The 20,645-nt window shown below is 71.0% G+C and carries 22 protein-coding genes; 5 read left to right on the top strand and 17 right to left on the bottom strand.

What is annotated here, in order from left to right; translation table 11 throughout:
* Positions 1–272: 272 nt before the first annotated feature.
* The 7 genes from cbiE to ACZ56E_RS21345 all read right to left on the bottom strand — a co-directional run bounded on the left by cbiE (position 273) and on the right by ACZ56E_RS21345 (position 7,029).
* Positions 273–1,487, bottom strand: a complete 1,215-nt coding sequence (gene cbiE / locus ACZ56E_RS21375) for a precorrin-6y C5,15-methyltransferase (decarboxylating) subunit CbiE (protein WP_471216269.1) — start codon at positions 1,485–1,487, stop codon at positions 273–275.
* A 106-nt stretch (positions 1,488–1,593) separates the two neighbouring features.
* A complete protein-coding gene (locus ACZ56E_RS21370) occupies positions 1,594–2,274 on the bottom strand; it encodes a GNAT family N-acetyltransferase (protein ID WP_468611601.1) in 681 nt (226 codons plus the stop codon).
* Positions 2,275–2,427: 153 nt separating this feature from the next.
* The gene (locus ACZ56E_RS21365; RefSeq protein ID WP_471216267.1) at positions 2,428–3,243 is read right to left on the bottom strand and encodes a MetQ/NlpA family ABC transporter substrate-binding protein; all 816 of its coding nucleotides are present in this window, start codon (positions 3,241–3,243) and stop codon (positions 2,428–2,430) included.
* Between the two features lie 2 nt (positions 3,244–3,245).
* The gene (locus ACZ56E_RS21360; protein WP_468611603.1) at positions 3,246–4,082 is read right to left on the bottom strand and encodes a MetQ/NlpA family ABC transporter substrate-binding protein; all 837 of its coding nucleotides are present in this window, start codon (positions 4,080–4,082) and stop codon (positions 3,246–3,248) included.
* Between the two features lie 78 nt (positions 4,083–4,160).
* Complete coding sequence (locus ACZ56E_RS21355; protein WP_468611604.1) at positions 4,161–4,907, bottom strand: methionine ABC transporter permease; 747 nt, start codon at positions 4,905–4,907, stop codon at positions 4,161–4,163.
* The gene (locus tag ACZ56E_RS21350; protein WP_398310978.1) at positions 4,904–5,962 is read right to left on the bottom strand and encodes a methionine ABC transporter ATP-binding protein; all 1,059 of its coding nucleotides are present in this window, start codon (positions 5,960–5,962) and stop codon (positions 4,904–4,906) included. The genes ACZ56E_RS21355 and ACZ56E_RS21350 overlap by 4 nt, the downstream gene beginning before the upstream one ends.
* 419 nt (positions 5,963–6,381) lie before the next feature.
* Positions 6,382–7,029: an HAD family hydrolase gene (locus tag ACZ56E_RS21345; RefSeq protein ID WP_471216264.1), complete on the bottom strand. Its 648-nt coding sequence runs from the start codon at positions 7,027–7,029 to the stop codon at positions 6,382–6,384.
* A gap of 92 nt (positions 7,030–7,121) precedes the next feature.
* Here ACZ56E_RS21345 and ACZ56E_RS21340 point away from each other — a divergent pair, with 92 nt between their 5' ends.
* Complete coding sequence (locus ACZ56E_RS21340; protein ID WP_468092432.1) at positions 7,122–7,481, top strand: hypothetical protein; 360 nt, start codon at positions 7,122–7,124, stop codon at positions 7,479–7,481.
* Positions 7,462–7,914: a hypothetical protein gene (locus ACZ56E_RS21335; RefSeq protein WP_468611607.1), complete on the top strand. Its 453-nt coding sequence runs from the start codon at positions 7,462–7,464 to the stop codon at positions 7,912–7,914. Before ACZ56E_RS21340 ends, ACZ56E_RS21335 begins: the two co-directional genes overlap by 20 nt.
* 67 nt (positions 7,915–7,981) lie before the next feature.
* Here the strand turns inward: ACZ56E_RS21335 and ACZ56E_RS21330 are convergent, their stop codons facing one another.
* From ACZ56E_RS21330 to ACZ56E_RS21315, 4 genes are all read right to left on the bottom strand, one after another.
* A complete protein-coding gene (locus ACZ56E_RS21330; protein ID WP_471216261.1) occupies positions 7,982–8,749 on the bottom strand; it encodes a hypothetical protein in 768 nt (255 codons plus the stop codon).
* A gap of 73 nt (positions 8,750–8,822) precedes the next feature.
* On the bottom strand, positions 8,823–9,350 hold the full coding sequence (locus tag ACZ56E_RS21325) for a GNAT family N-acetyltransferase (RefSeq protein WP_471216259.1): 528 nt from the start codon (positions 9,348–9,350) through the stop codon (positions 8,823–8,825).
* A 37-nt stretch (positions 9,351–9,387) separates the two neighbouring features.
* The gene (locus ACZ56E_RS21320) at positions 9,388–9,915 is read right to left on the bottom strand and encodes an RNA polymerase sigma factor (RefSeq protein WP_471216257.1); all 528 of its coding nucleotides are present in this window, start codon (positions 9,913–9,915) and stop codon (positions 9,388–9,390) included.
* Positions 9,916–9,989: 74 nt separating this feature from the next.
* Entirely contained in the window at positions 9,990–11,171 is a 1,182-nt protein-coding gene (locus ACZ56E_RS21315; RefSeq protein ID WP_471216255.1) for a glycerophosphodiester phosphodiesterase, read from the bottom strand.
* Positions 11,172–11,606: 435 nt separating this feature from the next.
* Here ACZ56E_RS21315 and ACZ56E_RS21310 point away from each other — a divergent pair, with 435 nt between their 5' ends.
* A complete protein-coding gene (locus tag ACZ56E_RS21310; protein ID WP_223828252.1) occupies positions 11,607–12,227 on the top strand; it encodes a lysophospholipid acyltransferase family protein in 621 nt (206 codons plus the stop codon).
* 192 nt (positions 12,228–12,419) lie between these two features.
* Here the strand turns inward: ACZ56E_RS21310 and ACZ56E_RS21305 are convergent, their stop codons facing one another.
* From ACZ56E_RS21305 to ACZ56E_RS21285, 5 genes are all read right to left on the bottom strand, one after another.
* The gene (locus tag ACZ56E_RS21305; RefSeq protein ID WP_471216252.1) at positions 12,420–13,967 is read right to left on the bottom strand and encodes an MFS transporter; all 1,548 of its coding nucleotides are present in this window, start codon (positions 13,965–13,967) and stop codon (positions 12,420–12,422) included.
* Entirely contained in the window at positions 13,964–14,515 is a 552-nt protein-coding gene (locus ACZ56E_RS21300; protein WP_471216248.1) for a TetR/AcrR family transcriptional regulator, read from the bottom strand. Before ACZ56E_RS21300 ends, ACZ56E_RS21305 begins: the two co-directional genes overlap by 4 nt.
* Before the next feature lie 54 nt (positions 14,516–14,569).
* Entirely contained in the window at positions 14,570–15,544 is a 975-nt protein-coding gene (locus ACZ56E_RS21295; RefSeq protein WP_471216244.1) for an aldo/keto reductase, read from the bottom strand.
* A gap of 94 nt (positions 15,545–15,638) precedes the next feature.
* Positions 15,639–17,069 carry an argininosuccinate lyase gene (gene argH / locus ACZ56E_RS21290; protein ID WP_471216240.1) on the bottom strand — a complete coding sequence of 477 codons (1,431 nt, stop codon included), beginning with the start codon at positions 17,067–17,069 and terminating at the stop codon, positions 15,639–15,641.
* 45 nt (positions 17,070–17,114) lie between these two features.
* Positions 17,115–18,308 carry an argininosuccinate synthase gene (locus ACZ56E_RS21285; protein WP_471216236.1) on the bottom strand — a complete coding sequence of 398 codons (1,194 nt, stop codon included), beginning with the start codon at positions 18,306–18,308 and terminating at the stop codon, positions 17,115–17,117.
* A 141-nt stretch (positions 18,309–18,449) separates the two neighbouring features.
* Between ACZ56E_RS21285 and ACZ56E_RS21280 the strand changes: the two genes are divergently transcribed.
* Together ACZ56E_RS21280 and ACZ56E_RS21275 are read left to right on the top strand one after the other, a co-directional pair.
* Positions 18,450–19,037, top strand: coding sequence for a pyridoxamine 5'-phosphate oxidase family protein (locus tag ACZ56E_RS21280; RefSeq protein ID WP_471216234.1), 588 nt, complete (start codon positions 18,450–18,452; stop codon positions 19,035–19,037).
* Between the two features lie 73 nt (positions 19,038–19,110).
* A complete protein-coding gene (locus tag ACZ56E_RS21275) occupies positions 19,111–20,082 on the top strand; it encodes a bile acid:sodium symporter family protein (RefSeq protein ID WP_471216231.1) in 972 nt (323 codons plus the stop codon).
* Positions 20,083–20,099: 17 nt separating this feature from the next.
* Here the strand turns inward: ACZ56E_RS21275 and ACZ56E_RS21270 are convergent, their stop codons facing one another.
* Positions 20,100–20,645, bottom strand: a complete 546-nt coding sequence (locus tag ACZ56E_RS21270) for an arginine repressor (protein WP_468611619.1) — start codon at positions 20,643–20,645, stop codon at positions 20,100–20,102.

The raw sequence follows: 20,645 nt of genomic DNA, 5'->3' as shown, positions 1-20,645 counted from the left end.
ACCGACCGCCCGTCATCCTCAACGAGCGTGTGCGCCCCGCGGCACGAACCGCGCGCCGGACAACAGGCATTGTCCCTGTCGGTCCGCCGCCGTGGCAGCTTGATCGGCCACGGCCCGCTGTGGACTGCGCCACGTTGCGCGTCCTCCGGTCATGCCGTACCACACACCCCCCAGAAACGGGCGGGCTTTCCGGGCATCGTCCAAGGAACGGCTGGGCGCCCGGGTGCAGTACAACAATCGGCCAGCCTACCCCGCGCTCTGTGTCGACAGGGTCACGGGGAGCGGTCGGGCAGCCGCCCCGAGAGCAGGAACGCGACCGTCCGCTTCTCTTCGCGCCAGGCCCGTGTGTCGAGCTCCACGGACTGCAGGAGCGCGCACTCGACGGCGTACCCGTGCTCGCTGAGGTCCCTGCCGATGAGCTCGGCTGCGTCGCGTGTGGCGGCGTGCGTCACGATGCGCTCCGGCCTGCGGTCGGCGACCGCGGAGACCACCGCGGCTCCCCCGCCCCCCACGCGTACGACATCGGGTTCGGGCAGGTCTTCGAGGATGTGCGGGGCGACGCCGTGCACGGTCTGCGCCTGGACACCGAAGCGGCGGACGGCCGCCGTGGTGCGGCCCAGGGCGTCGGGGTCGCGGTCGACGGCGATCACGGCGGCGCCGAAGCGCGCCGCCTCCGCGGTGAAGGCGCCGCTGCCGCAGCCGATGTCCCAGACGAGGTCCCCGGGGCGCGGCCCGAGGCGGGCGAGCTGGGCCGCCCGCAGCCGGTCGTTCTCCCCCTCGCCGAGCCAGATGTCGCCGCCGTACTCCGCGGCGGGCAGCGCCCAGCCGCGGGTGCCGCGGGTCGGTTCGCGCCCCATGATCCAGCCGGTGTCGGCGGCCGGGGCGGTGCCGCCGATGACGATGACGACGTTGGGGTCGCGCCAGGTGTGGTCGGCGGCGTTGTCGGAGGTGACGACGGAGACCTGCTCGCGCTCGGTGCCGAGCTCCTCGCAGATCACGAAGGTGCGGTGGACGCCGTCGAGCAGCAGGCCGAGCTCCGCGGGGCCCGCGCCGGGCGAGGTGAGGACGGCGACCTTGGGGTGGGCGCGGCAGACGTTGACGGCGCGGCGCAGGGTGCGGCGGTGGGCCACCACGACCTCGGCGTCGTCCCAGGGCATGCCCGCGCGGGCGAAGGCCTGGGCGACGGAGGAGACGGCGGGCACCACTTCGACTTCGAGGCCGAATTCCGGGGCGCGCAGGGTGCGTACGACGCCGAAGAAGCCGGGGTCGCCGTCGGCGAGGACGACGGCGGTGCCGCGGTGGGCGGCGATGCGGCGGGCGGCGAGGCCGACGCTGCCGAGGCGGATCCGTTCGGCGCGGGCGGGCAGCTCGTCGAGCGCCAGGTGGTGGGCGGCGCCCGCCACGAGCGTCGCCGCGCCGAGCGCGGAGCGCGCCGCCGCGGTCAGCGGCGTGCCGTCCCAGCCGATCACCGTGACCCGGTCGGCCATCTTGGTCTGTCTCCTGGGGTCTCGCGGGTCGTCAGTGCGGGGTGGCGGCTGCGGTGGGGACAGCCGGGCACGCGGCCATGGGCGAGCCTACCTGCTGGAACCGGGGTCAGTTCCAGTCGGAGAAGGCCGAGAAGCCGCTGTCGGCGAGGGTCTCGGAGACGCCTTCGAGGTCTTCGGGCAACAGGCTCCAGACGATGAGGTCGGTGCGCACCTGCAGCCAGCCGCCGAAGGGGTCGCCGCCGTTGCGCGTGCGCGCTATCCAGGCGCCGCGCAGGACGCCCTCGCTGATGCAGCCGATCTTCTGCGCGACCTGCTGGGCGGCGGTGTTGTCGGCGGCGGTGCGCAGTTCGATGCGTTCGAACTTCTGGTCGTGGAACAGCCATTGGGCGGTGGCGAGCGCGGCCTCCGAGGCGTAGCCCTCGCCGCGGGCCCAGGGGGCGACGACGTAGTTCAGTTCGGTGGAGCGCACGCGCCAGTCGGTGCACTTGAGTTGGACGATGCCGACGAGGCGCTGGGTGAGGAATTCGGTGACGGCCAGGACGATGCCGCGGCCCTCGGCGCGCTCGGCGGGGGCCAGTCGGGTGATCCAGTCGCGCGCGTCGGCCTCGGTGAAGGGCTCGGGCACGGAGGTCCAGGCAGTGACCTGCTCGTCGTTCATCATCTCCGCGTACGCGGGGACGTCCGCCTCTTCGAGGGGGCGCAGCACCAGCCGCTCCGTGCTGATGGAGATGTCGGGGAACCCCGCCGGGCCCGACGTGCCCGATGTGCCCGAGGAGGCTGTAGTCATGCGCCGCTCCGTAACCTTCATAGACCTGAAGGACCTTCACCTTTCGGCCTTCTGAAGTGCCCAGCATGCAGCATGTGCGGGCGCAGACGCACCACGGGGTCCTCTCCCGGTGTGGAGGAGGACCCCGTGGGTGCCACGCGCGCGTGAGGCCGTTCAGCCCGCCTCGACGGGCAGGACGGAGCCCCTGTACTTGTCCTCGATGAACCTCTTCACCTCGGGTGAAGTCAGCAGTTTCGCCAGCTTCCTGACCCGCGGGTCGTCCTCGTCGCCCTTCTTGACGGCGAGGACGTTGTTGTAGGGGTTGCTCTTCGGGGACTCGAGGAGGATCGCGTCCTTCTTGGGGCTGAGCTTCGCGTCGAGCGCGTAGTTGTTGTTGATGACCGCCGCGTCGAGGTCGTCGAGGGAGCGCGGCAGCTGCGCCGGTTCGAGCGGCTTGACGGTGAGCTTCTTCGGGTTGGACGTGATGTCCTCGGGCGTCGCGGTGCCGCCGACGCCCTTCTTCAGCCCGATGACGCCCTCGGAGGCGAGCAGTTGGAGCGCCCGGCCCTCGTTGGTCGTGTCGTTCGGGACGCCCACGGTCGCCCCGGCGGGGAGCTTCGCGATGTCCTTGATCTTCTTCGCGTACACGCCCATCGGGGGCAGGTACACCTCGGTGACCGGTACCAGGTCCGCGTCCTTCGACTTGTTGAAGTCCTCGAGGTACGGGGTGTGCTGGTACAGGTTGGCGTCGAGGGAGCCCTCCTGGAGCGCGGTGTTCGGCGTGACGTAGTCCGTGAACTCCGTGATCCGCAGGTCGAGGCCCTCCTTCTGCGCGAGGTGCTGCTCGATGTACGCGAGGACCTCGCCGGCCGGCGTCGGGGTGGCGCCGACCACGAGCTCGCCGTCGTTCCCGGTGTCCGCGCCGCACGCGGTGAGGCCCAGCGCGAGGGTCAGGGCCCCGGCCGCGGCGGCGATGGCGGGCGTACGCACGGTCAGAACGCCGCGACGACGGCGCCGTCGTACTTGTCGTCGATGAACTTCTTGACCTCGGGCGAGGTGAGGAGCTTGGCGAGCTTCTTCACGCGCGGGTCGTTCTCGTCGCCCTTCTGCACGGCGAGGAAGTTGCCGTAGGGGTTGCCCTTGGCGGGCTCGGCGACGATGGCGTCCTTGGCGGGGCTGAGCGCGGGCTTGGCCTCCAGGGCGTAGTTGCCGTTGATCACCGCGGCGTCGACGTCGGCCAGGGTGCGGGGCACCGTGGGGGCCTCGAGCTCCTTGAACTTGATGTTCTTGGGGTTCTTGGCGATGTCCTTGGGGGTGGCCTCGTAGCCCACGCCCTTCTTCAGCTCGATGATGCCGTTGTCCGCGAGGAGCTTGAGCGCGCGGGCCTCGTTGGTGGTGTCGTTCGGAATGGCGACGGTGGCGCCGTTCTTCAGCTCACCGAGCTTCTTGACCTTCTGCGAGTAGACGCCGAGCGGCTCCAGGTGAACCGTGGCTCCCGGGACGGGCACGATGTCGGTGCCGCGCTTCTTGTTGAAGTCGTCCAGGTACGGCTTGTGCTGGAAGTAGTTGGCGAAGACCTCGCCCTGTTCCACGGCGGTGTTCGGCGTGACGTAGTCGGTGAATTCCTTCACCTCGAGGTCGAGGCCCGCCTTCTTGGCGAGGTTCTTCTGGACGTAGTCCAGGATCTCGCCCTGCGGCGTCGGGGTCGCGGCGACGACGAGCGGGCCGTCCTTGTCGCCGGAGCCCTTGTCGGAGCCGCAGCCGGAGAGCCCGAGGGTGAGGGCTCCGGCGGCGAGGACAGCGGTGGTGATCTTGGCGGTGTTACGCACGAAAAGTGCCTTTCTCCATGGGTGGTGCAGCCCCGCCGCGGTGTGCGGGGAAGTCTGCGGTGGCGCCGGTCGGGCCGGTCAGCCGGTCTTCGTGGTCGTCTCGGCGGCGACCGTGCCGGGCAGCGTGCCCCGCAGCGGCCGGAAGAGCAGCCGCCGTCCCGAGCCGCCGCCGCGCTTGTGCAGCCTGCGGGCCGCGTAGTCGCCCACGAACTGGATGATCGAGATGACCACGGCGAGGATCGCCACGGTGATCCACATGAGCTCGGTCTCGAAGCGCTGGTAGCCGTAGCGCAGGGCGAGGTCGCCGAGGCCGCCGCCGCCGACGGTGCCCGCCATGGCGGAGTAGCCGATGAGGGCGACGATCGTGGTGGTGGCGCCGGAGATCAGCGAGGGCAGCGACTCCGGGACGAGGACCTTGCGCACGACGGTCCAGGTGGAGCCGCCCATCGACTGCACGGCCTCGACGAGCCCGCCGTCGACCTCACGGATGGAGGTCTCCACCAGGCGCGCGAAGAACGGGATGGCGCCGATGGCCAGCGGCACGAGGGCGGCCTCGCGGCCGATCGTGGTGCCGGTGATCCAGCGCGTGAAGCCCATCAGGGCGACCATCAGGATGATGAAGGGCATCGAGCGCGCGATGTTCACGATCTGCCCGATCACCTTGTTGAGCAGGGCGTTCTGCAGCAGCCCGCCGCGCTCGGTGAGGACGAGCAGGACGCCGAGCGGCAGTCCGGCGACGACGGCTATCAGCGTCGACCAGCCCACCATGTAGAGGGTGTCCCAACAGGCCTGCTCCAGCAGGGGCTGCATCTCCGACCAGGTCACTTGGCACCTTCCTTGACCAGCAGCGGCTCGCTCTTCGGCGTCGGCGCGGGGTCTTCGCCCGCGATGTCGACCTGCAGCCCCTGCTCGCGCAGGAAGCCGATCGGGACGACGTTCTCCTCGAAGCGTCCTGGCAGCTCGATGCGCATACGGCCGACCTGGCGGCCCGCGACGGTGTCCATCGCGGCGCCGAGGATCGAGATGTCGATGTTGTACGTGCGCGACAGCTGGGAGATGACCGGCTGGGTGGCGGCCTCGCCGTGGAAGGTCACGTCGACGACGGTGCGGTCGTCGCCCGTGGCCTCGCCGCTGACCGGGAAGAGCGCGGCGGCGAGCTCGGATCCTGGCGTCGCGAGCAGTTCGCTGACGGTGCCGGACTCGATGATCTGTCCGCGCTCCATGAGGGCGGCGGAGTCGCAGACGCTCTTGACGACGTCCATCTCGTGCGTGATGAGCAGGACGGTCAGGCCGAGCTGCTGGTTGAGGTCGCGCAGGAGCTGGAGGATGGAGCGGGTGGTCTCGGGGTCGAGGGCGCTGGTCGCCTCGTCGGAGAGCAGCACCTTCGGGTCGCCGGCCAGGGCGCGGGCGATGCCGACGCGCTGCTTCTGGCCGCCGGAGAGCTGGGCCGGGTAGGACTTCGCCTTGTCGGCGAGACCGACCAGGTCGAGCAGTTCGAGCGCCTTGCGGGAGCGCTCGGCGCCGCTGAGGCCGAGGATCTCCAGCGGCAGTTCGACGTTGTCCTGCACGGTGCGCGAGGACAGCAGGTTGAAGTGCTGGAAGACCATGCCGATGCGGCTGCGGGCCCGGCGCAGTTCCTTGCCCGCGCGCGGACCGCGTCCTGCCAGGGCGGTGAGGTCCTGGCCCGCGACGGTCACGGTGCCGGAGGTGGGGCGCTCCAGGAGGTTGACGCAGCGGATCAGGGAGGACTTGCCGGCGCCGGACTGGCCGATGACGCCGTACACCTCGCCCTCGCGGACGTGCAGGTCGACTCCGTCGAGGGCGGTTACTTCACGACCGCGTGAGCGGTAGACCTTGGTGAGGCCGGAAGTGGTGATCACAGGGGTTTCCGTCACTGTCGAGTGCGCGGCGCGGGATTCGCCGGGCACGGGGCATTCGTTCGGAACGCGGCACGGTTCTCGCGGTGGTGGTGCGGGGGAACCGGAGGACGTGTGCGCGGGGCCGGCTCGCCTCCTACATCGACTTGTCGACTCCATGAGGTTCATCGAGTACGTCGATCAGGAGCGGCACAGCGGCTTCGCTTCGGGGCGCGAGGCTCAGAGGTGGTGCGGGGGCCCTCAGAAGGCGCACATTCGACACATACAACGAGCACCGGGCGTCGTGATCGCCTCGGTCGCAAGGGTGCGGCTGCTCGTCGTGGTCATGGGCCCAAGTAAAACACGCGTGAGGTCGGCGTCCGCCACCGCTGTCCGCATTACGGACAGCGGTGGGACGACGACGGACGCGCGACGCGGGCGGGTCAGTCGGCGGTCACGATCTCCACACCGCCCGCCGTGGCCTGCGCGGACACGGCGGAGAGGTCCTTGACGACCACGTCGGCGGAGAGCTCGGACGCGGCGTGCGTTGTGGCCAACGCCACGGTGGTCATGCCTGCGGCCCGGCCCGCCTGGAGTCCGGCCGGCGCGTCCTCGAAGACGACGCAGCGCGCGGGGTCGGCGCCGAGCTTCTCGGCCGCGAGGAGGAAGGGCTCCGGGTCGGGCTTGCCGTGCGTGATGTCGTCGGCGGCTATGAGGAGGCCGGGGCGGATGCCGACCTCGGCGAGCCTGGCCTCGGCGAGGACGCGGGTCGCGGAGGTCACCACGGCCCAGCGGTCCATCGGAAGGGAGTCCAGGAGCTCACGCGTGCCGGGCAGCAGCACGACACCCCCCGCGACGTCGGAGACCTCGAGCTCGTCGATGCGGGCGACGGCCCCGGCGACCTTCTCCGGCGGCAGCAGGTCGGCGGCGATGTCGGCGGCGGGGCGCCCGTGCAGCTCGACCCGGCCGAACTCCTCGGCGGTGATCCCGTACTCCCGCGCCCACCGCGTCCAGCAGCGGTACACCGACTCCAGGGAGGAGACGAGGGTGCCGTCGTTGTCGAACAGGAGCGCGTCAGCATGGATCTTCATGGACACCGAGCGTACGGGGCGCTCCCGCGCGCGGTGCAGGGGGCCGAGGGCCGGACGCGGCGGGCCGGAGGGCCCGTAATAAAGTCACGAGCATGCTTGTTGCCCTGACGATCGCGACCTCGGTGGCCGCGCTCGCCCTCGCCGCCTGGTGCGGTTTCGCCGCGTACCGCGACCAGCCGACCAAGGACTGGCACTTCATCGGCATGGGCGTGGTGACCCTGCTGGCCGCCGTCCAGCTGGTCGCCGGCATCGTCCAGCTCGCCCGCGGCGAGCAGGCGGAGCAGGGCACGGTGATCTTCGTGGCCTACCTCATCGGCGCTTTCGCGTGCGTCCCCGCGGCGGGCTTCATGTCGCTCGCCGAGCGCAGCCGCTGGGGTTCCCTGACGGTCGCCGCGGGCGGCGTGGTGCTCGCGGTGCTCGAAGTGCGGCTCTATGACATCTGGGGAGGCTGAGGTGGCGGTGACCGAGGAGAGCGAGCCGCGCGGCGGCCGCCAGAAGCTGATCGCCGGGCCGGGCATCCTGCTGGTGTGGCTGTACGGCGTGATGGTCGTCGGCGCCGTGTCGCGCTCGGCGGTGCAGATCTCCACGGACTTCGACAAGGCGCCGCTCGCGTACTCGCTCTCCGCGCTCGCGGGCCTCGTCTACGGCTTCATCACGTACTCGCTGGTGCGCGGCGGGAGCACGGCCCGCACGGCGGCGCTGGTGTGCTGCGCCGCCGAGCTGGTCGGCGTGCTCGGTGTGGGCACCTGGACGCTGGTGGAGCCGTCCGCCTTCCCGGACGCCACGGTCTGGTCGGACTTCGGGATGGGTTACCTCTTCATCCCGGTGATCCTGCCGGTGACGGCGATCTTCTGGCTGATGAAGGCGCGCAGGGCGCAGCGCTGAGCACGCCCGGGGCCGAGCCCCTCCGGAGTTGAGCCCCTCCGGAAGTCGAGAGCCCGGCCCCCGCGCGTCAGGCCCCGGCTTGTGCCTTCGTCACCCTCTCCAGCTGGGCGTCGACCAGGTCCAGGTCGGGCCCGGTGAGCTCCCAGGGCGCCTCGAGGTTGGTGGCCTGGAAGGTGACGACGGTCGAGCCGCTGCGGATCACGGTGAACCGGGTGCTCGCCGACTCGCCGTTGACGCCGCCCTGGAGGACGTACGCGACGGCGTCGTCACCGAGGCCCTGGGCGGGCCAGTCCTCGACGTCGGTGTAGGTGCCATCGGCGCTCTCGAAGCCGCTGCCGCACTTCGCCACCGCTTCGCGGAGCCCGGCCATCACCTTCTTGGCGCCGGCCGTGTCGTGCGCGGCGAGCCCGACGACGAGCTCGGTGCCCTTCGGTTCGGTGTACGTGGAGCCCTTCTCGATGACGGAGTAGGGGTGGAAGGCCTTCGGCTGCGGGCTGGAGCTGTACGACAGCATCTGGTCCAGCGGGCGGCACCGGGCCGGGGTGGCACTGGATTCCGCTTTTCCGTAGGCGGCGGCCACCCCGTTGTTCAGGGCCCGGATCCGGTGCCGCGCGCCCACGTCGGCGTTGGTGAGGGCCATGGCCTTCAGGGCGGCCGGCCGATCCCGGTCGGCCGCCCCTCCGGCCTTCACCCCCTGCGAGGCCCGGGCCCCCTTCTTCGCGTCGGCCCGGTCCTCGGCGTCGCCGGAGCCGCCACCGCACGCGACCGCGCCAAGCAGCACCGGTAACACCAGGGCAGCCGAGTACCGCGTGCACCGCTCCCGAAAAGTACGCATCTATAGTCCCCACCCATAGTTCAGAACATCGTCACGTGATGTTCACAGCTGGGTGAGTCAACGCTCCGGCCGATCAGGCCGTCAATGTGACGTGGGACATGCCTTCGCCGCTCGTGTCCGCGTCCTTGGCGAGGGTCACGACCGTGAGCCGGTCGTCGACGCGCTGGGTCTTGACCGGGGTGTAGCCGTGCTTGCGGTACAGCTGGAGGTTCTGTTCGCTGCGGTGGCCGGTGAAGAGCTGGAAGGACTTCGCGGCGCCGTCCGCACCGAGACGGAGCTCTACGGCGTCGAGGAGCCGGCCGCCGAGGCCGTGCCGCTGCATACGGGGGTGGACGATGAGCTTGCCGATGCGTGCCGTGCCGTCGGCGTCGACCGTGCCGCGCACGGAGGCCACCACCTCGGTGCCGAGCCGGGCCACCAGGACGGTGCCCTCGGCCAGTTCCGCCCTGACGGAGTCGAGGGACTGGGTCAGGGGTTCGATCGAGTAGTCGCCGTAGAGCTCGGCCTCGCTCTGGTAGCAGAGGTACTGCAGTTTGAGGATCTGTTCGGCGGCGTCCTGGTCGTCGGCCGCCGCCGCCGAGATGGTCACGCTCATGCCCATGTGTGCATGCCTCCCGCTCACCTGCTCCACCGGTTGTCTAACGCTCCATTCCCCACGGGGCTGGAGCCGCAACCTCCGCCGCCAGCATTCTGCGCAGGCATCCCAGGCAACGGGAACGTTCCGGCCCCAGACTCCCCTGTGACATTCCCAACTCCCCTGCGATTTCTCGGTAGGTGAGGTCTTCGGGGGACAACAGTGCGGCCATGAGACGGGGGCAGCGTCCGGGCAGTCTGCGCACCGCGGCGTGCAGTGCGCGGTCCCGGTCGGCGGTCAGGGCGCGCTGCTCGGGGCCGCGCTCGGCGTCGTCGGCGGGCTCGGTGGCGTACGCCGCTTCCTGTCGGCTCGTACGCCGGGTGCGGCGCGCCTCGGACTGGACGGCGCCGCGCAGCCACAGCGCCGGGTCGGCGGGCGGCCCGTCGGACTCCAGGCGCTCCAACAGGCGCAGCCAGACGGCCTGTTCGAGGTCGCCGGGGTCGGTGCCCGAGCCGAGCGCCTCCGCGGACGCCTCGGCGGCGAGGAGCGGGCGCAGGGCGGGGATGAGCGTGGGGATGAGGTCGTACGTCATGCACGGCGGGACGCGGCCGCTCCGGCGCCGGGTTTCCGGAGCGGCCGTGTCTCACCCCAACCGGGGCTGGGGCCCTACCGGTTGACGAAGTCGGCGGCGGCGAGGAGGGCGGTGTCGGGGTTGTCGGAGAAGATGCCGTCGATGCCCGTCTCGAAGTAGGTCCTGAAGGCAGCGAAGGCGTCTCCGTAGGCGGCCGGGTCGGTGCCCTTCCTGAAGTTCGCGGGCAGGAAGGTGTTCTCGTTGCGCATCGTGTACGGGTGCAGGATCAGGTCGGCCGCGTGCGCGTCGTCGACGAGCGTGGTCGGGGTGCCGAGGGTGCCGTCGGCCTTCCTCGGGATGATCAGGTCGAGGGTCGGGCCGATGCCCTGCGCGAAGCGCGCCATCCACCGCAGCCCCTCGGGCTTGATCAGGTCGGCGACGGTGCGCGGGTCGCCGGCCTCGACGAAGTCCCAGGGGCGGGAGCTCGCGCCGGACAGGAGCACGACGCGCGGCGCCGAGACCAGCTTGGCCAGGCGCTGGATGCTGCTGGGCTCGAAGGACTGCAGGAAGTTGGGCGAGTTCTTCTTGTGCCGGCCGTAGCGGCGCAGGAGCTTGGCGAGCGGCTCCTCTAGGCCGAGGCCGAGCTTGCGGAAGTATGTGGGGTGCTTGGTCTCGATGTGCAGCCAGATCGGCTTCCCGCGCTTGCGGCCCTCCTTCTCGGCCCAGCGGAAGACCTCTTCGAGGGTGGGGACGTCCCAGCGGCCGTCGTAGAGGGTGTTGCGCTGGCGGGTGCCGGGGATGCGCTCCTTGGCGCGCAGCGTCTTCAGCTCGGCGAGCGTGAAGTCCTCGGTGAACCAGCCGGTGAGGCTGGTGCCGTCGACGGACTTGGTGGTCCTGCGGGACGCGAACTCGGGGCGCGCCGAGACGTCGGTCGTCGCCGTGATGTCGTTCTCGTGACGGCAGACGAGGTGGCCGTCCTTGGTGGGCACGATGTCCTGCTCGATGACGTGCGCGCCCATGTCGAGCGCGAGCTGGTACGAGCCGAGTGTGTGTTCCGGCCGATAGCCGCTGGCCCCCCGGTGGGCCACGACCGTCGGCACCGGCAGCGACTTGTATCCGCCATGTCCGCCGTGCCCGCCACTGTGCCGCTCGTCCGCTCTCGCCACGCCGGGCAGTCCCACCGCGGCGGTGCCCGCACCGAGGATCGCCGCCCCCAGTACCGCTCGGCGCCCCCGGCTCGTTCCCGACTGCCGCTGTCCAGACTCCTGCGTCGCCATTGGCGCTCCTCCCGATGTCCCGCTGCCTTGCACCTGACAAAGCGGGACTGATCGTAGGTGGCCACAAGTGACCTGTGGGAGACCCCTGAGGGAACGGCGGGATGACGTGGCGTGGCGACTGGGCGCACCATGGGGGTGGTGGTGCGCGCCGCGCGACCACCACGCGGAGCGAACGGTGTGCGTGACAAGAACCACTGACTCGGGCCACAGCGACCCCGCGGGGATACGGTCGTCCCACCGGCGACGGCCCCGGGCGACACCACGCGGAATCAGGTCAACGCTGCGTATCGGGCGCATGAACCCGATGTGCAAAGGGCGGTGGCCCGCGAGTACCGTACTCACCTGCACTTACTCGTCGTCGACCCGTTGACACCGGAGGGCCTGTTGTCCCGTCTAGCGCTCATCAAGGCAGTGCTCGGACCGATCTTGCGCCTGATGTTCCGCCCACGGGTAGAAGGCGCCGAGAACATCCCGGGGACCGGGCCCGTCATCCTGGCCGGAAACCACCTGACGTTCATCGACTCGATGATCCTGCCGCTCGTGACCAACCGTCCGGTGTTCTTCATCGGCAAGGACGAGTACGTCACCGGCAAGGGCCTCAAGGGCCGCCTCATGGCGTGGTTCTTCACCGGCGTCGGCATGATCCCGGTCGACCGGGACGGCGGGCGCGGCGGTGTCGCCGCGCTGATGACCGGTCGGCGCATCCTCGACGACGGCAAGGTCTTCGGCATCTACCCCGAGGGGACCCGCTCCCCCGACGGCCGGCTGTACCGGGGCCGTACGGGCATCGCCCGCCTCACCCTGATGACCGGCGCGCCCGTCGTCCCCTTCGCGATGATCGGCACGGACAAGCTCCAGCCGGGCGGCAAGGGACTGCCGCGGCCCGGCAAGGTGACGGTCCGCTTCGGCGAGGCGATGGAGTTCTCCCGTTACGACGGGATGGACCGCGACCGCTATGTGCTGCGCGCGGTGACGGACTCCGTGATGACGGAGGTCATGCTGCTGTCGGGGCAGGAGTACGTGGACATGTACGCCACGAAGGCGAAGGCCGCGTAGTCCTGCGGGGCTTGAGCGGATTACTTGCGCTTGTTCGGCGGGTGCGGGTTGTGTGTGGCTGGGCGCGCAGTTCCCCGCGCCCCTTAAAAGCCCGCAGCAGGCGGCGACGGACGGCACCCCCTAGGGGCGCGGGGAACTGCGCGACCAGCCCCCACCGGCCCGCGGTGAAGGAACCCGGCCCCCGCGCAGCGGTCAGTGCTCGGGGCTCGGGCCGTCTTCCAGTTTCTGGTCCTTCAGGAGGAACCAGGCGACCACCGCGGTCACGAGGAGCACCCCCGCCCCGACGCCCGCCGCGAGGCGAAGCCCGTCGACGAACGCGGTCTGGGCCGCCGAGAGAAGCACGTCCGCCTGCGCGGACGGCAGATCCGCCACCGACTCCACCGCGCCGCCGAGCGATTCGTGCGAGGCGGACGCCACGTCGGGCGGCGTACCCGGTGGCGCCGTGAAGTCGCGGTAGACGCCGGTGACGATGGAGCCGAGCAGGGCGATGCCGAGGGCCGCTCCCAGTTCGTACGCCGTCTCGGAGACCGCGGAGGCCGCGCCCGCCTGTTCCTTGGGGACGCTGGAGAGGATGACGTCGGCGGTGACGGTGAACGAGAATCCCGCGCCGATACCGACGACCAGGAGCGACGCGCCGAGCAGCGGATAGCCGGTGTGCTGGCTCAGCCCCGTGAGCGCCGCGAGCGAGAGACCGACCGCCGCGAGGCCGCCGGCGACCACGATCCTTACCGAGAACCGCCGGGCCACCATGCCCGCGATGAGCCCCGCCCCCACCGCGCCCACCGCGGCGGGCAGTTCGGCGAGGCCCGCCTCGAACGGGCGCCTGCCCTGGACGAGTTGCAGGAACTGGGAGAGGAAGAAGACCAGGCCGGACAGGCCGAGGACGGTCAGCAGGTCGGCGAGGACCGCGCCGGAGAACCCGCGGTTGCGGAAGAGCCGCATGTCCAGGAGCGGCGCGGGGAGCGTGAGTTGCCGGCGTACGAACCAGACGAGCGCGGCGACACCGATGACGGCGGCCGCCACGGCGTCCCAGCGCAGCCCGTGCGCGGCCGCCTCCTTGATGGCGTACACCACCGCGATCATGCCGATGAGGGAGAGCGCGACACTGATCAGGTCCCAGGGTCCCGGCGCCGGGTTCTTGGACTCGGGCAGGAACTTGATGCCGACGAGGACGAGCACGGCCATCACCGGCAGGTTGATGAGGAAGACCGAGCCCCACCAGAAGTGTTCGAGCAGGAAGCCGCCGACGACGGGCCCGACGGCCGCGCCCGCGGAGGCCATGGCGCCCCAGATGCCGACCGCGAGGCTGCGCTCGCGCGGGTCGTGGAAGATGTTGCGGATCAGCGCCAGCGTCGACGGCATCAGCGTCGCGCCCGCGACACCGAGCAGCGCGCGGGCCAGGATCATCAGCTCGGGGCTGGTGGCGTACGAATTGAGGACCGACACCGCGCCGAAGGCGACAGCTCCGGTGAGCAGCAGCTTTTTGCGGCCGATGCGGTCGCCGAGGCTGCCCATGGAGACGAGCAGGCCCGCGATGACGAAGGAGTAGACGTCTCCGATCCACAGCAGCTGGGTGCCGGAGGGTTTGAGGTCCTCGCTGATGTACGGCGTCGCCAGGCCGAGCACGGTCGCGTCGACGGCGACCAGGAGCACGGCCAGCGCGAGCACGGCGAGCGCGAGCCAGCGGCCGGGGCTGCGCTCCGCCTCCGGTGCCTCGGTCGGCCGGTGGATGCTGGTCATGAGTCCACTCTCCGCTGTACGCCGCCGATCAGCAGCTCGGCGATCATGTACGAGTAGTCCTTGGCGGCCACCCGGCCGTCCTGCACGGCCCAGGCGCCGGAGCCGATGAGGCCGTAGAGCGCCTCGGTCAGCCAGGCGGGGGTCAGGTCGATGCGGAACTCGCCGCTCTCCTGGCCGCGCCGGAAGAGCGCGGCGAGCCGCTCGTCGATGCGGGACCAGCCCTCGTGCTGCGCGTCGCCCTCGAAGAGCTGGTTCTCGGTGTAGAGGAACGCGAGCAGGCCGGCGGCCGGCTCGATCTCCTTGACCAGGCGCCGCAGGGCGTCGCCCGCGCGGCCCTCGTCGAGCCCGGCGCGGTCGAGGGCGGCCTCGCACTCCTGGAGGCCCAGCTCTTCCAGGGCGAGGACGAGCGCGTCGCGGCCGGCGAAGTGACGGTGGAGGGTCGCCCTGCTGATGCCCGCGGCGCGGGCGACCTCGTCCATGGTGGCGGTGGCCTTGCGGGTGAGCAGGGCTGCGGCGGTGCGCAGGACCTGCTCGCGATCTACTGACATGAGACAACCATAAGCCTACTGAGACAAAGGCGTCTCAAGTGCCGCGGTGTGCCGTCAGTTCCAGGGCAGCCGCGCGCGGCCCTCCCAGTACGCGGCGGGGTCCTGGGTGAGCCCCACGAGCCGCTCCACCTGCCCGGCGTCCAGGTCGACGGCGGCGGCGTGCAGGTTGGAGACGAGCTGGACCGAGGTGGCCGCCCCTGACAGGACCACGCCCGTCCAGGGCTCGGCCAGCAGGACGGCCAGCGCCACCGCGTCGCAGCCGAGCCCCGTCTCCTCGGCGACCTCGCGCAGCGCGGGCGGCGCGTACGGTCCCGCGAGGCGGCCGTTGGCCAGGCCCTCCTTGACGATCACGGTGAGCCCCGCGTCGTGCGCCTCGGCGAGCGCGGGGCCCGCGGAGGTCTCCAGGATGTTGTACGTCGCCTGGACGGTGCGGAAGAGCGGCTGCCCGTCGACGGTCACGGCGAGGGCGGCGCGGATCGCGGCCGCCTGCCCCGGGCCGCTCACGGAGAGGCCGACGGTGACGCCCTCGGCCGCGAGCCCGGCGAGGCGGGCGTGGAGTTCCTTGTCGGTGAGCGCCGGGCTCTCGGGCGTCACGGAGTGGATCTGGTAGAGGTCGAGCCGGTCGCCGAGCAGTTCGGCGGTCTCGGCGCGCTGACGGTCGTACGCGGCCGGGCTGTGGTCCTTGACCTCGTGCGGGCCCTCGACCTCGGTGCGCCAGTCGGCCGTGTACGTGTAGCCCCACTTGCTGCCGACGACGACGTCGCGGATGTCGGGCCTGGCGTGCAGCCAGTCGGCGAGGAACTCCTCGGAGCGGCCGTACGACCGCGCCACGTCGAGGTAGCGGACGCCCGAGGCGTAGGCGGCGTCGAGGAGTTCGAAGGTGCGTTCGCGCAGGGCCTCGACGCTGCGGGACGGCGGCAGGTCGGTGTCGCGGCCGAGCGTGATGTAGCCGGGCCTGCCGACGGCGGCGAGACCGAGCCCTATGTGCGCGGTCGGGGACGTGGCTTCGGCCAGCCGGGCGAAGGGCATCGCGGACTCCTCGTTGTAGGGCGTTCCCCGTCAACGTAACCCGCGATGCCCCTGGTGGCTCGCGACGCCCCCGGCGGCCCGCGCCGCCCCCGCGTCACTTGCGGGCGTTCACCCACTCCTTCTGCACCGACAGGTCCGCCTTGACGTCGGCGAGCTGGTCGGCGACGGCCGAGGGCGCGGTGCCGCCGCGGCCGCTGCGGGAGGCGAGCGCGCCCGGCACGTTCAGGACGGTGCGCACCTCGGGGGTGAGGTGTGCGGAGATGGCGGCGAACTGCTCGTCGGTGAGGTCGTCGAGCTCCTTGCCCTCGGCCTCCGCGACCTTCACGCACTCGCCCGCGACCTCGTGCGCGACACGGAACGGCACGCCCTGCTTGACCAGCCACTCGGCGATGTCGGTGGCGAGCGAGAAGCCGGCCGGGGCCAGCTCCTCCATGCGCTCGCGGTGGACGGTGAGTGTCGCCATCATGCCGGTGAAGGCGGGCAGCAGGATCTCCAGCTGGTCGCAGGAGTCGAAGACCGGCTCCTTGTCCTCCTGGAGGTCGCGGTTGTACGCGAGCGGGAGGGCCTTGAGCGTGGCGAGCAGGCCCGTCAGATTGCCGATGAGGCGGCCCGACTTGCCCCGCGCCAGCTCGGCGATGTCCGGATTCTTCTTCTGCGGCATGATCGACGAGCCGGTCGAGAAGGCGTCGTGGAGGGTGACGAAGGAGAACTCCTTCGTGTTCCAGATGATGACCTCCTCGGCGATCCGGGAGAGGTTCACGCCGATCATCGCGGTGATGAAGGCGAACTCCGCGACGAAGTCGCGGGAGGCCGTGCCGTCGATGGAGTTGGCGGACGAGCCGTGCTCGAAGCCGAGGTCCCGCGCGACCGCCTCCGGGTCGAGACCGAGCGAGGACCCGGCCAGCGCACCGGAGCCGTAGGGCGACACGGCCGTCCGCGCGTCCCACTGCCGCAGCCGCTCCGCGTCCCGGGACAGCGCCTGCACGTGGGCGAGGACGTGGTGCGCGAAGAGCACCGGCTGGGCGTGCTGCAGATGGGTGCGTCCCGGCATGGCGACGTCGGGGTGCGCCTCGGCGAGGCCGACGAGCGCGCCCTGGAGGTCGGCGAGCAGGCCGCCGATGATCCGGGCGTGGTCGCGCAGGTACATTCGGAAGAGCGTCGCCACCTGGTCGTTGCGGGACCGGCCGGCGCGCAGCTTGCCGCCGAGGTCGGGTCCGAGCCGTTCGAGGAGGCCGCGCTCAAGGGCGGTGTGGACGTCCTCGTCGGCGATGGTGCCGACGAACGACCCGTCGGCCACGTCGGCCTCCAGACGGTCGAGCCCGCCCAGCATCCCGGCCAGCTCGTCGGCGGTGAGCAGGCCCGCCGTGTGGAGCACGCGCGCGTGGGCGCGGGAGCCGGCGATGTCGTACGGCGCCAGGCGCCAGTCGAAGTGGACCGATGCCGACAGCTTCGCGAGGGCCTCCGCGGGCCCGTCGGCGAACCGTCCGCCCCAGAGCCGGACGTCACCGCCGTTGTTGCTGCTCACTGCACGTACTCCTCAAGGCTGTTGCTGGTACGGCGGGCCGCGCGCTTACGCGAGGTCCCGCTTGGCGGCGATCTTCGACGAGAGACCGAAGATCTCGATGAAGCCCTGCGCCTTGGACTGGTCGAACGTGTCGCCCGAATCGTAGGTGGCGAGGTGGAAATCGTAGAGCGACTCGCTGGACCTGCGCCCGGTGACGACGGCGCGGCCGCCGTGCAGGGTCATCCGGATGTCGCCGGTCACGTACTGGTTCGCCTCGTCGATGAAGCCGTCGAGGGCCCGCTTGAGCGGGGAGAACCACAGGCCGTCGTAGACCAGTTCGCCCCAGCGCTGCTCGACCTGCCGCTTGTAGCGGGCCAGTTCGCGCTCGACGGTGACGTTCTCCAGCTCCTGGTGGGCGGCGATGAGGGCGAGGGCGCCCGGCGCCTCGTACACCTCGCGGGACTTGATGCCGACGAGGCGGTCCTCGACCATGTCGATCCGGCCGATGCCCTGGGCGCCCGCGCGCTCGTTGAGCCGCTGGATCGCCTGGAGGACGGTGACGGGCTCGCCGTCGACGGCGACCGGCACACCGGCCTCGAAGGAGATGACGACCTCGTCGGCCTCGCGGGGCTCGGCCGGATTCGCGGTGTATTCGTAGATGTCCTCGATCGGCGCGTTCCAGATGTCCTCCAGGAAGCCCGTCTCGACGGCGCGTCCGAAGACGTTCTGGTCGATGGAGTACGGCGACTTCTTGGACGTCGCGATCGGGAGCTGCTTCTCCTCGCAGAAGGCGATCGCCTTGTCCCGGGTCATCGCGTAGTCGCGAACGGGGGCGATGCACTTGAGGCCGGGGGCGAGGGCGACGATGCCGGCCTCGAAGCGCACCTGGTCGTTGCCCTTGCCGGTGCAGCCGTGGGCGACGGTGCCGGCGCCGTGCTTCTCCGCGGCCGCCACCAGGTGCTTGACGATCGTGGGCCGCGAGAGGGCGGAGACCAGCGGATAGCGGTCCATGTAGAGGGCGTTGGCCTTGATCGCCGGGAGGCAGTACTCCTCGGCGAACTCGTCCTTGGCGTCGGCGACTTCGGCCTCCACGGCACCGCAGGCGAGGGCGCGCTTGCGGATGACGTCCAGGTCCTCGCCGCCCTGGCCGACGTCGACGGCGACGGCGATGACCTCGGCCCCCGTCTTCTCGGCGATCCAGCCGATGGCGACGGACGTGTCAAGACCGCCCGAATAGGCGAGTACGACGCGCTCGGTCACGGGGCCCTCCTTGCGGTGCGTTCATGCGCTGTTATGCATGAGTATGCAGTGCTCCGTATGTTTCGTCAATCCAGACTGGTGGCGACCATGGCGCGGAAAGTTCGTTAGACAGACGAAGTACTTGTGGCCGATAATCCCGGCATGGGAAAGACTCACGAACGCATAGACGGCAGGCTGCGCACCTTCATCGAGGAGCAGCCGATGTTCTTCACGGCGACCGCGCCCCTCGACGGCGACGGCACGATCAACCTCTCCCCCAAGGGCCTCAAGGGCTCCTTCGCGGTCATCGACGAACTCACCGTCGCCTACCTGGACTTCGCGGGGAGCAACGCGGAGACGGTCGCGCACCTGCGGGAGAACGGCCGCATCACGCTCATGTGGTGCGCCTTCCAGGGACCGCCCAACATCGTGCGCGTGCACGGCCGGGGCGAGCCCGTCTTCCGTGACGACCCGCGCTTCCCCGAACTGCTCGGCCACTTCCCCGACATCGACCCCACCCCGCACGGTCTGCGCGCGATCATCGTCGTGCAGGCCGACCTGGTCCGCGACACCTGCGGCTACGCGGTGCCCTTCATGACGTACGACGAGGACCGCGACCTGCACGCCAAGCGCTTCGCACGCGAGGACGACGCGTCTCTCAGCGCGTACTTCACCAAGAAGGACTACATCGCACAGAGCATCGACGGGCTGCCGGGGCTTCCCCTGCCGCTGCCGCCCAGCGTCGCCTGAGCCGAAGCTCGTGTAGCGACCACATATCGAGACGGGGTTGCACGCGTGCCCGGCCGGGGCGTTGCATCGCGCCGTGCAGACCGAACAGACGAACCCCGGCTCGACCTCCGGCGGGACGGGCACGGCCGACCGGGCCGCCCGCCGCGCCGTCACCGTCTTTCCCGTCCTGGTGCTGGCCGCGGGCGCGCTCGGCCTCGCCCTGCCGGACGCCTTCGAAGGCTGGGGGACGAACGTCCCGTACCTGCTGGGTGTGGTGATGTTCTGCATGGGCCTGACCATGACCCCGCTCGACTTCCAGGGCGTGGTGAGGCGCCCCTGGGCGGTCGCGCTCGGACTCGTCGCCCACTACGTCATCATGCCGGGCCTGGGCTGGCTCGTCGCCCACGCGCTCGACCTGTCACCGCAGTTGGCGGCCGGCGTGATCCTGGTGGGATGCGCGCCGAGCGGCACGGCGTCGAACGTGGTGACCTACCTGGCGCGCGGCGACGTGGCCCTGTCCGTCTCCGTCGCCACCGTCTCGACCGTCCTCGCGCCGCTGGTCACACCCCCGCTGACGCTGCTGCTCGCGGGCGAGTACCTGCCCGTCGACGCGGGCTCTATGGTGACGGACATCCTCAAGACCGTGCTGCTGCCGGTCCTCGCGGGCCTGGTCGTACGGCTGCTCTTCGGGCGGTACGTCGACCGGGTCCTCGGCGCACTGCCCTGGCTGTCGGCGCTGACCATCGCCGCCATCGTGGCGATCGTCGTCGCGGGCAGTGCCGCGGCCATCAAGTCGGCCGCGGCACTGGTCTTCCTCGCGGTCTTCCTCCACAACGGCCTCGGCCTCGCGCTCGGTTACGGCGCGGGCAAACTGGCCCGGCTCGGCCCGCCCGCCTCCCGGGCGATGGCCTTCGAGGTCGGCATGCAGAACTCGGGCCTGGCGGCCTCTCTGGCCACGGCCCACTTCAGCCCCCTCGCCGCCCTGCCCTCGGCGGTCTTCTCCGTGTGGCACAACGTGTCGGGGGCGTTGGTGGCGGCGTGGATGGCGCGCCGCCCCCGCGGCTGACCCGCGCGGCCGACCTCTCAGTGCTCGTTCGACGCCAGGCGCAGCAGATGGTCCGCCAGCGCCTGGCCGCCCGAAGGTTCCCTGCTGATCAGCATCAGGGTGTCGTCGCCCGCGATCGTGCCCAGGATGTCGTGCAGTTCGGCCTGGTCGATGGCCGATGCCAGGAACTGGGCGGCGCCCGGGGGGGTGCGCAGGACGACGAGGTTGGCCGAGGCCTCCGCGGAGATCAGGAGTTCCGCGGAGAGGCGTCGCATGCGCTCCTCCTTGGCCGACTCGCCGAGCGGTGCGCGCGGGGTGCGGAAGCCGCCCTCGCTCGGGACCGCGTAGATCAGGTCGCCCTCGGCGTTGCGGATCTTGACCGCGTTGAGTTCGTCCAGGTCCCGGGAGAGCGTCGCCTGGGTGACGGTCAGACCGTCGTCGGCGAGCAGCTTCGCCAGCTGGCTCTGGGAGCGCACCGGCTGCCGGTTGAGGATGTCCACGATCCGGCGGTGGCGTGCGGTGCGGGTCTGCGGCACGGCGGGACCCGCGTGGTCGCCGTGCTCGTTGCCTTGCGCCTGGCTCAT

The organism is Streptomyces sp. NPDC039480, from assembly GCF_055597165.1.
The sequence above is the reverse complement of the archived record's forward strand: the minus strand, read 5'-3'. Positions and strand labels throughout refer to the sequence as shown.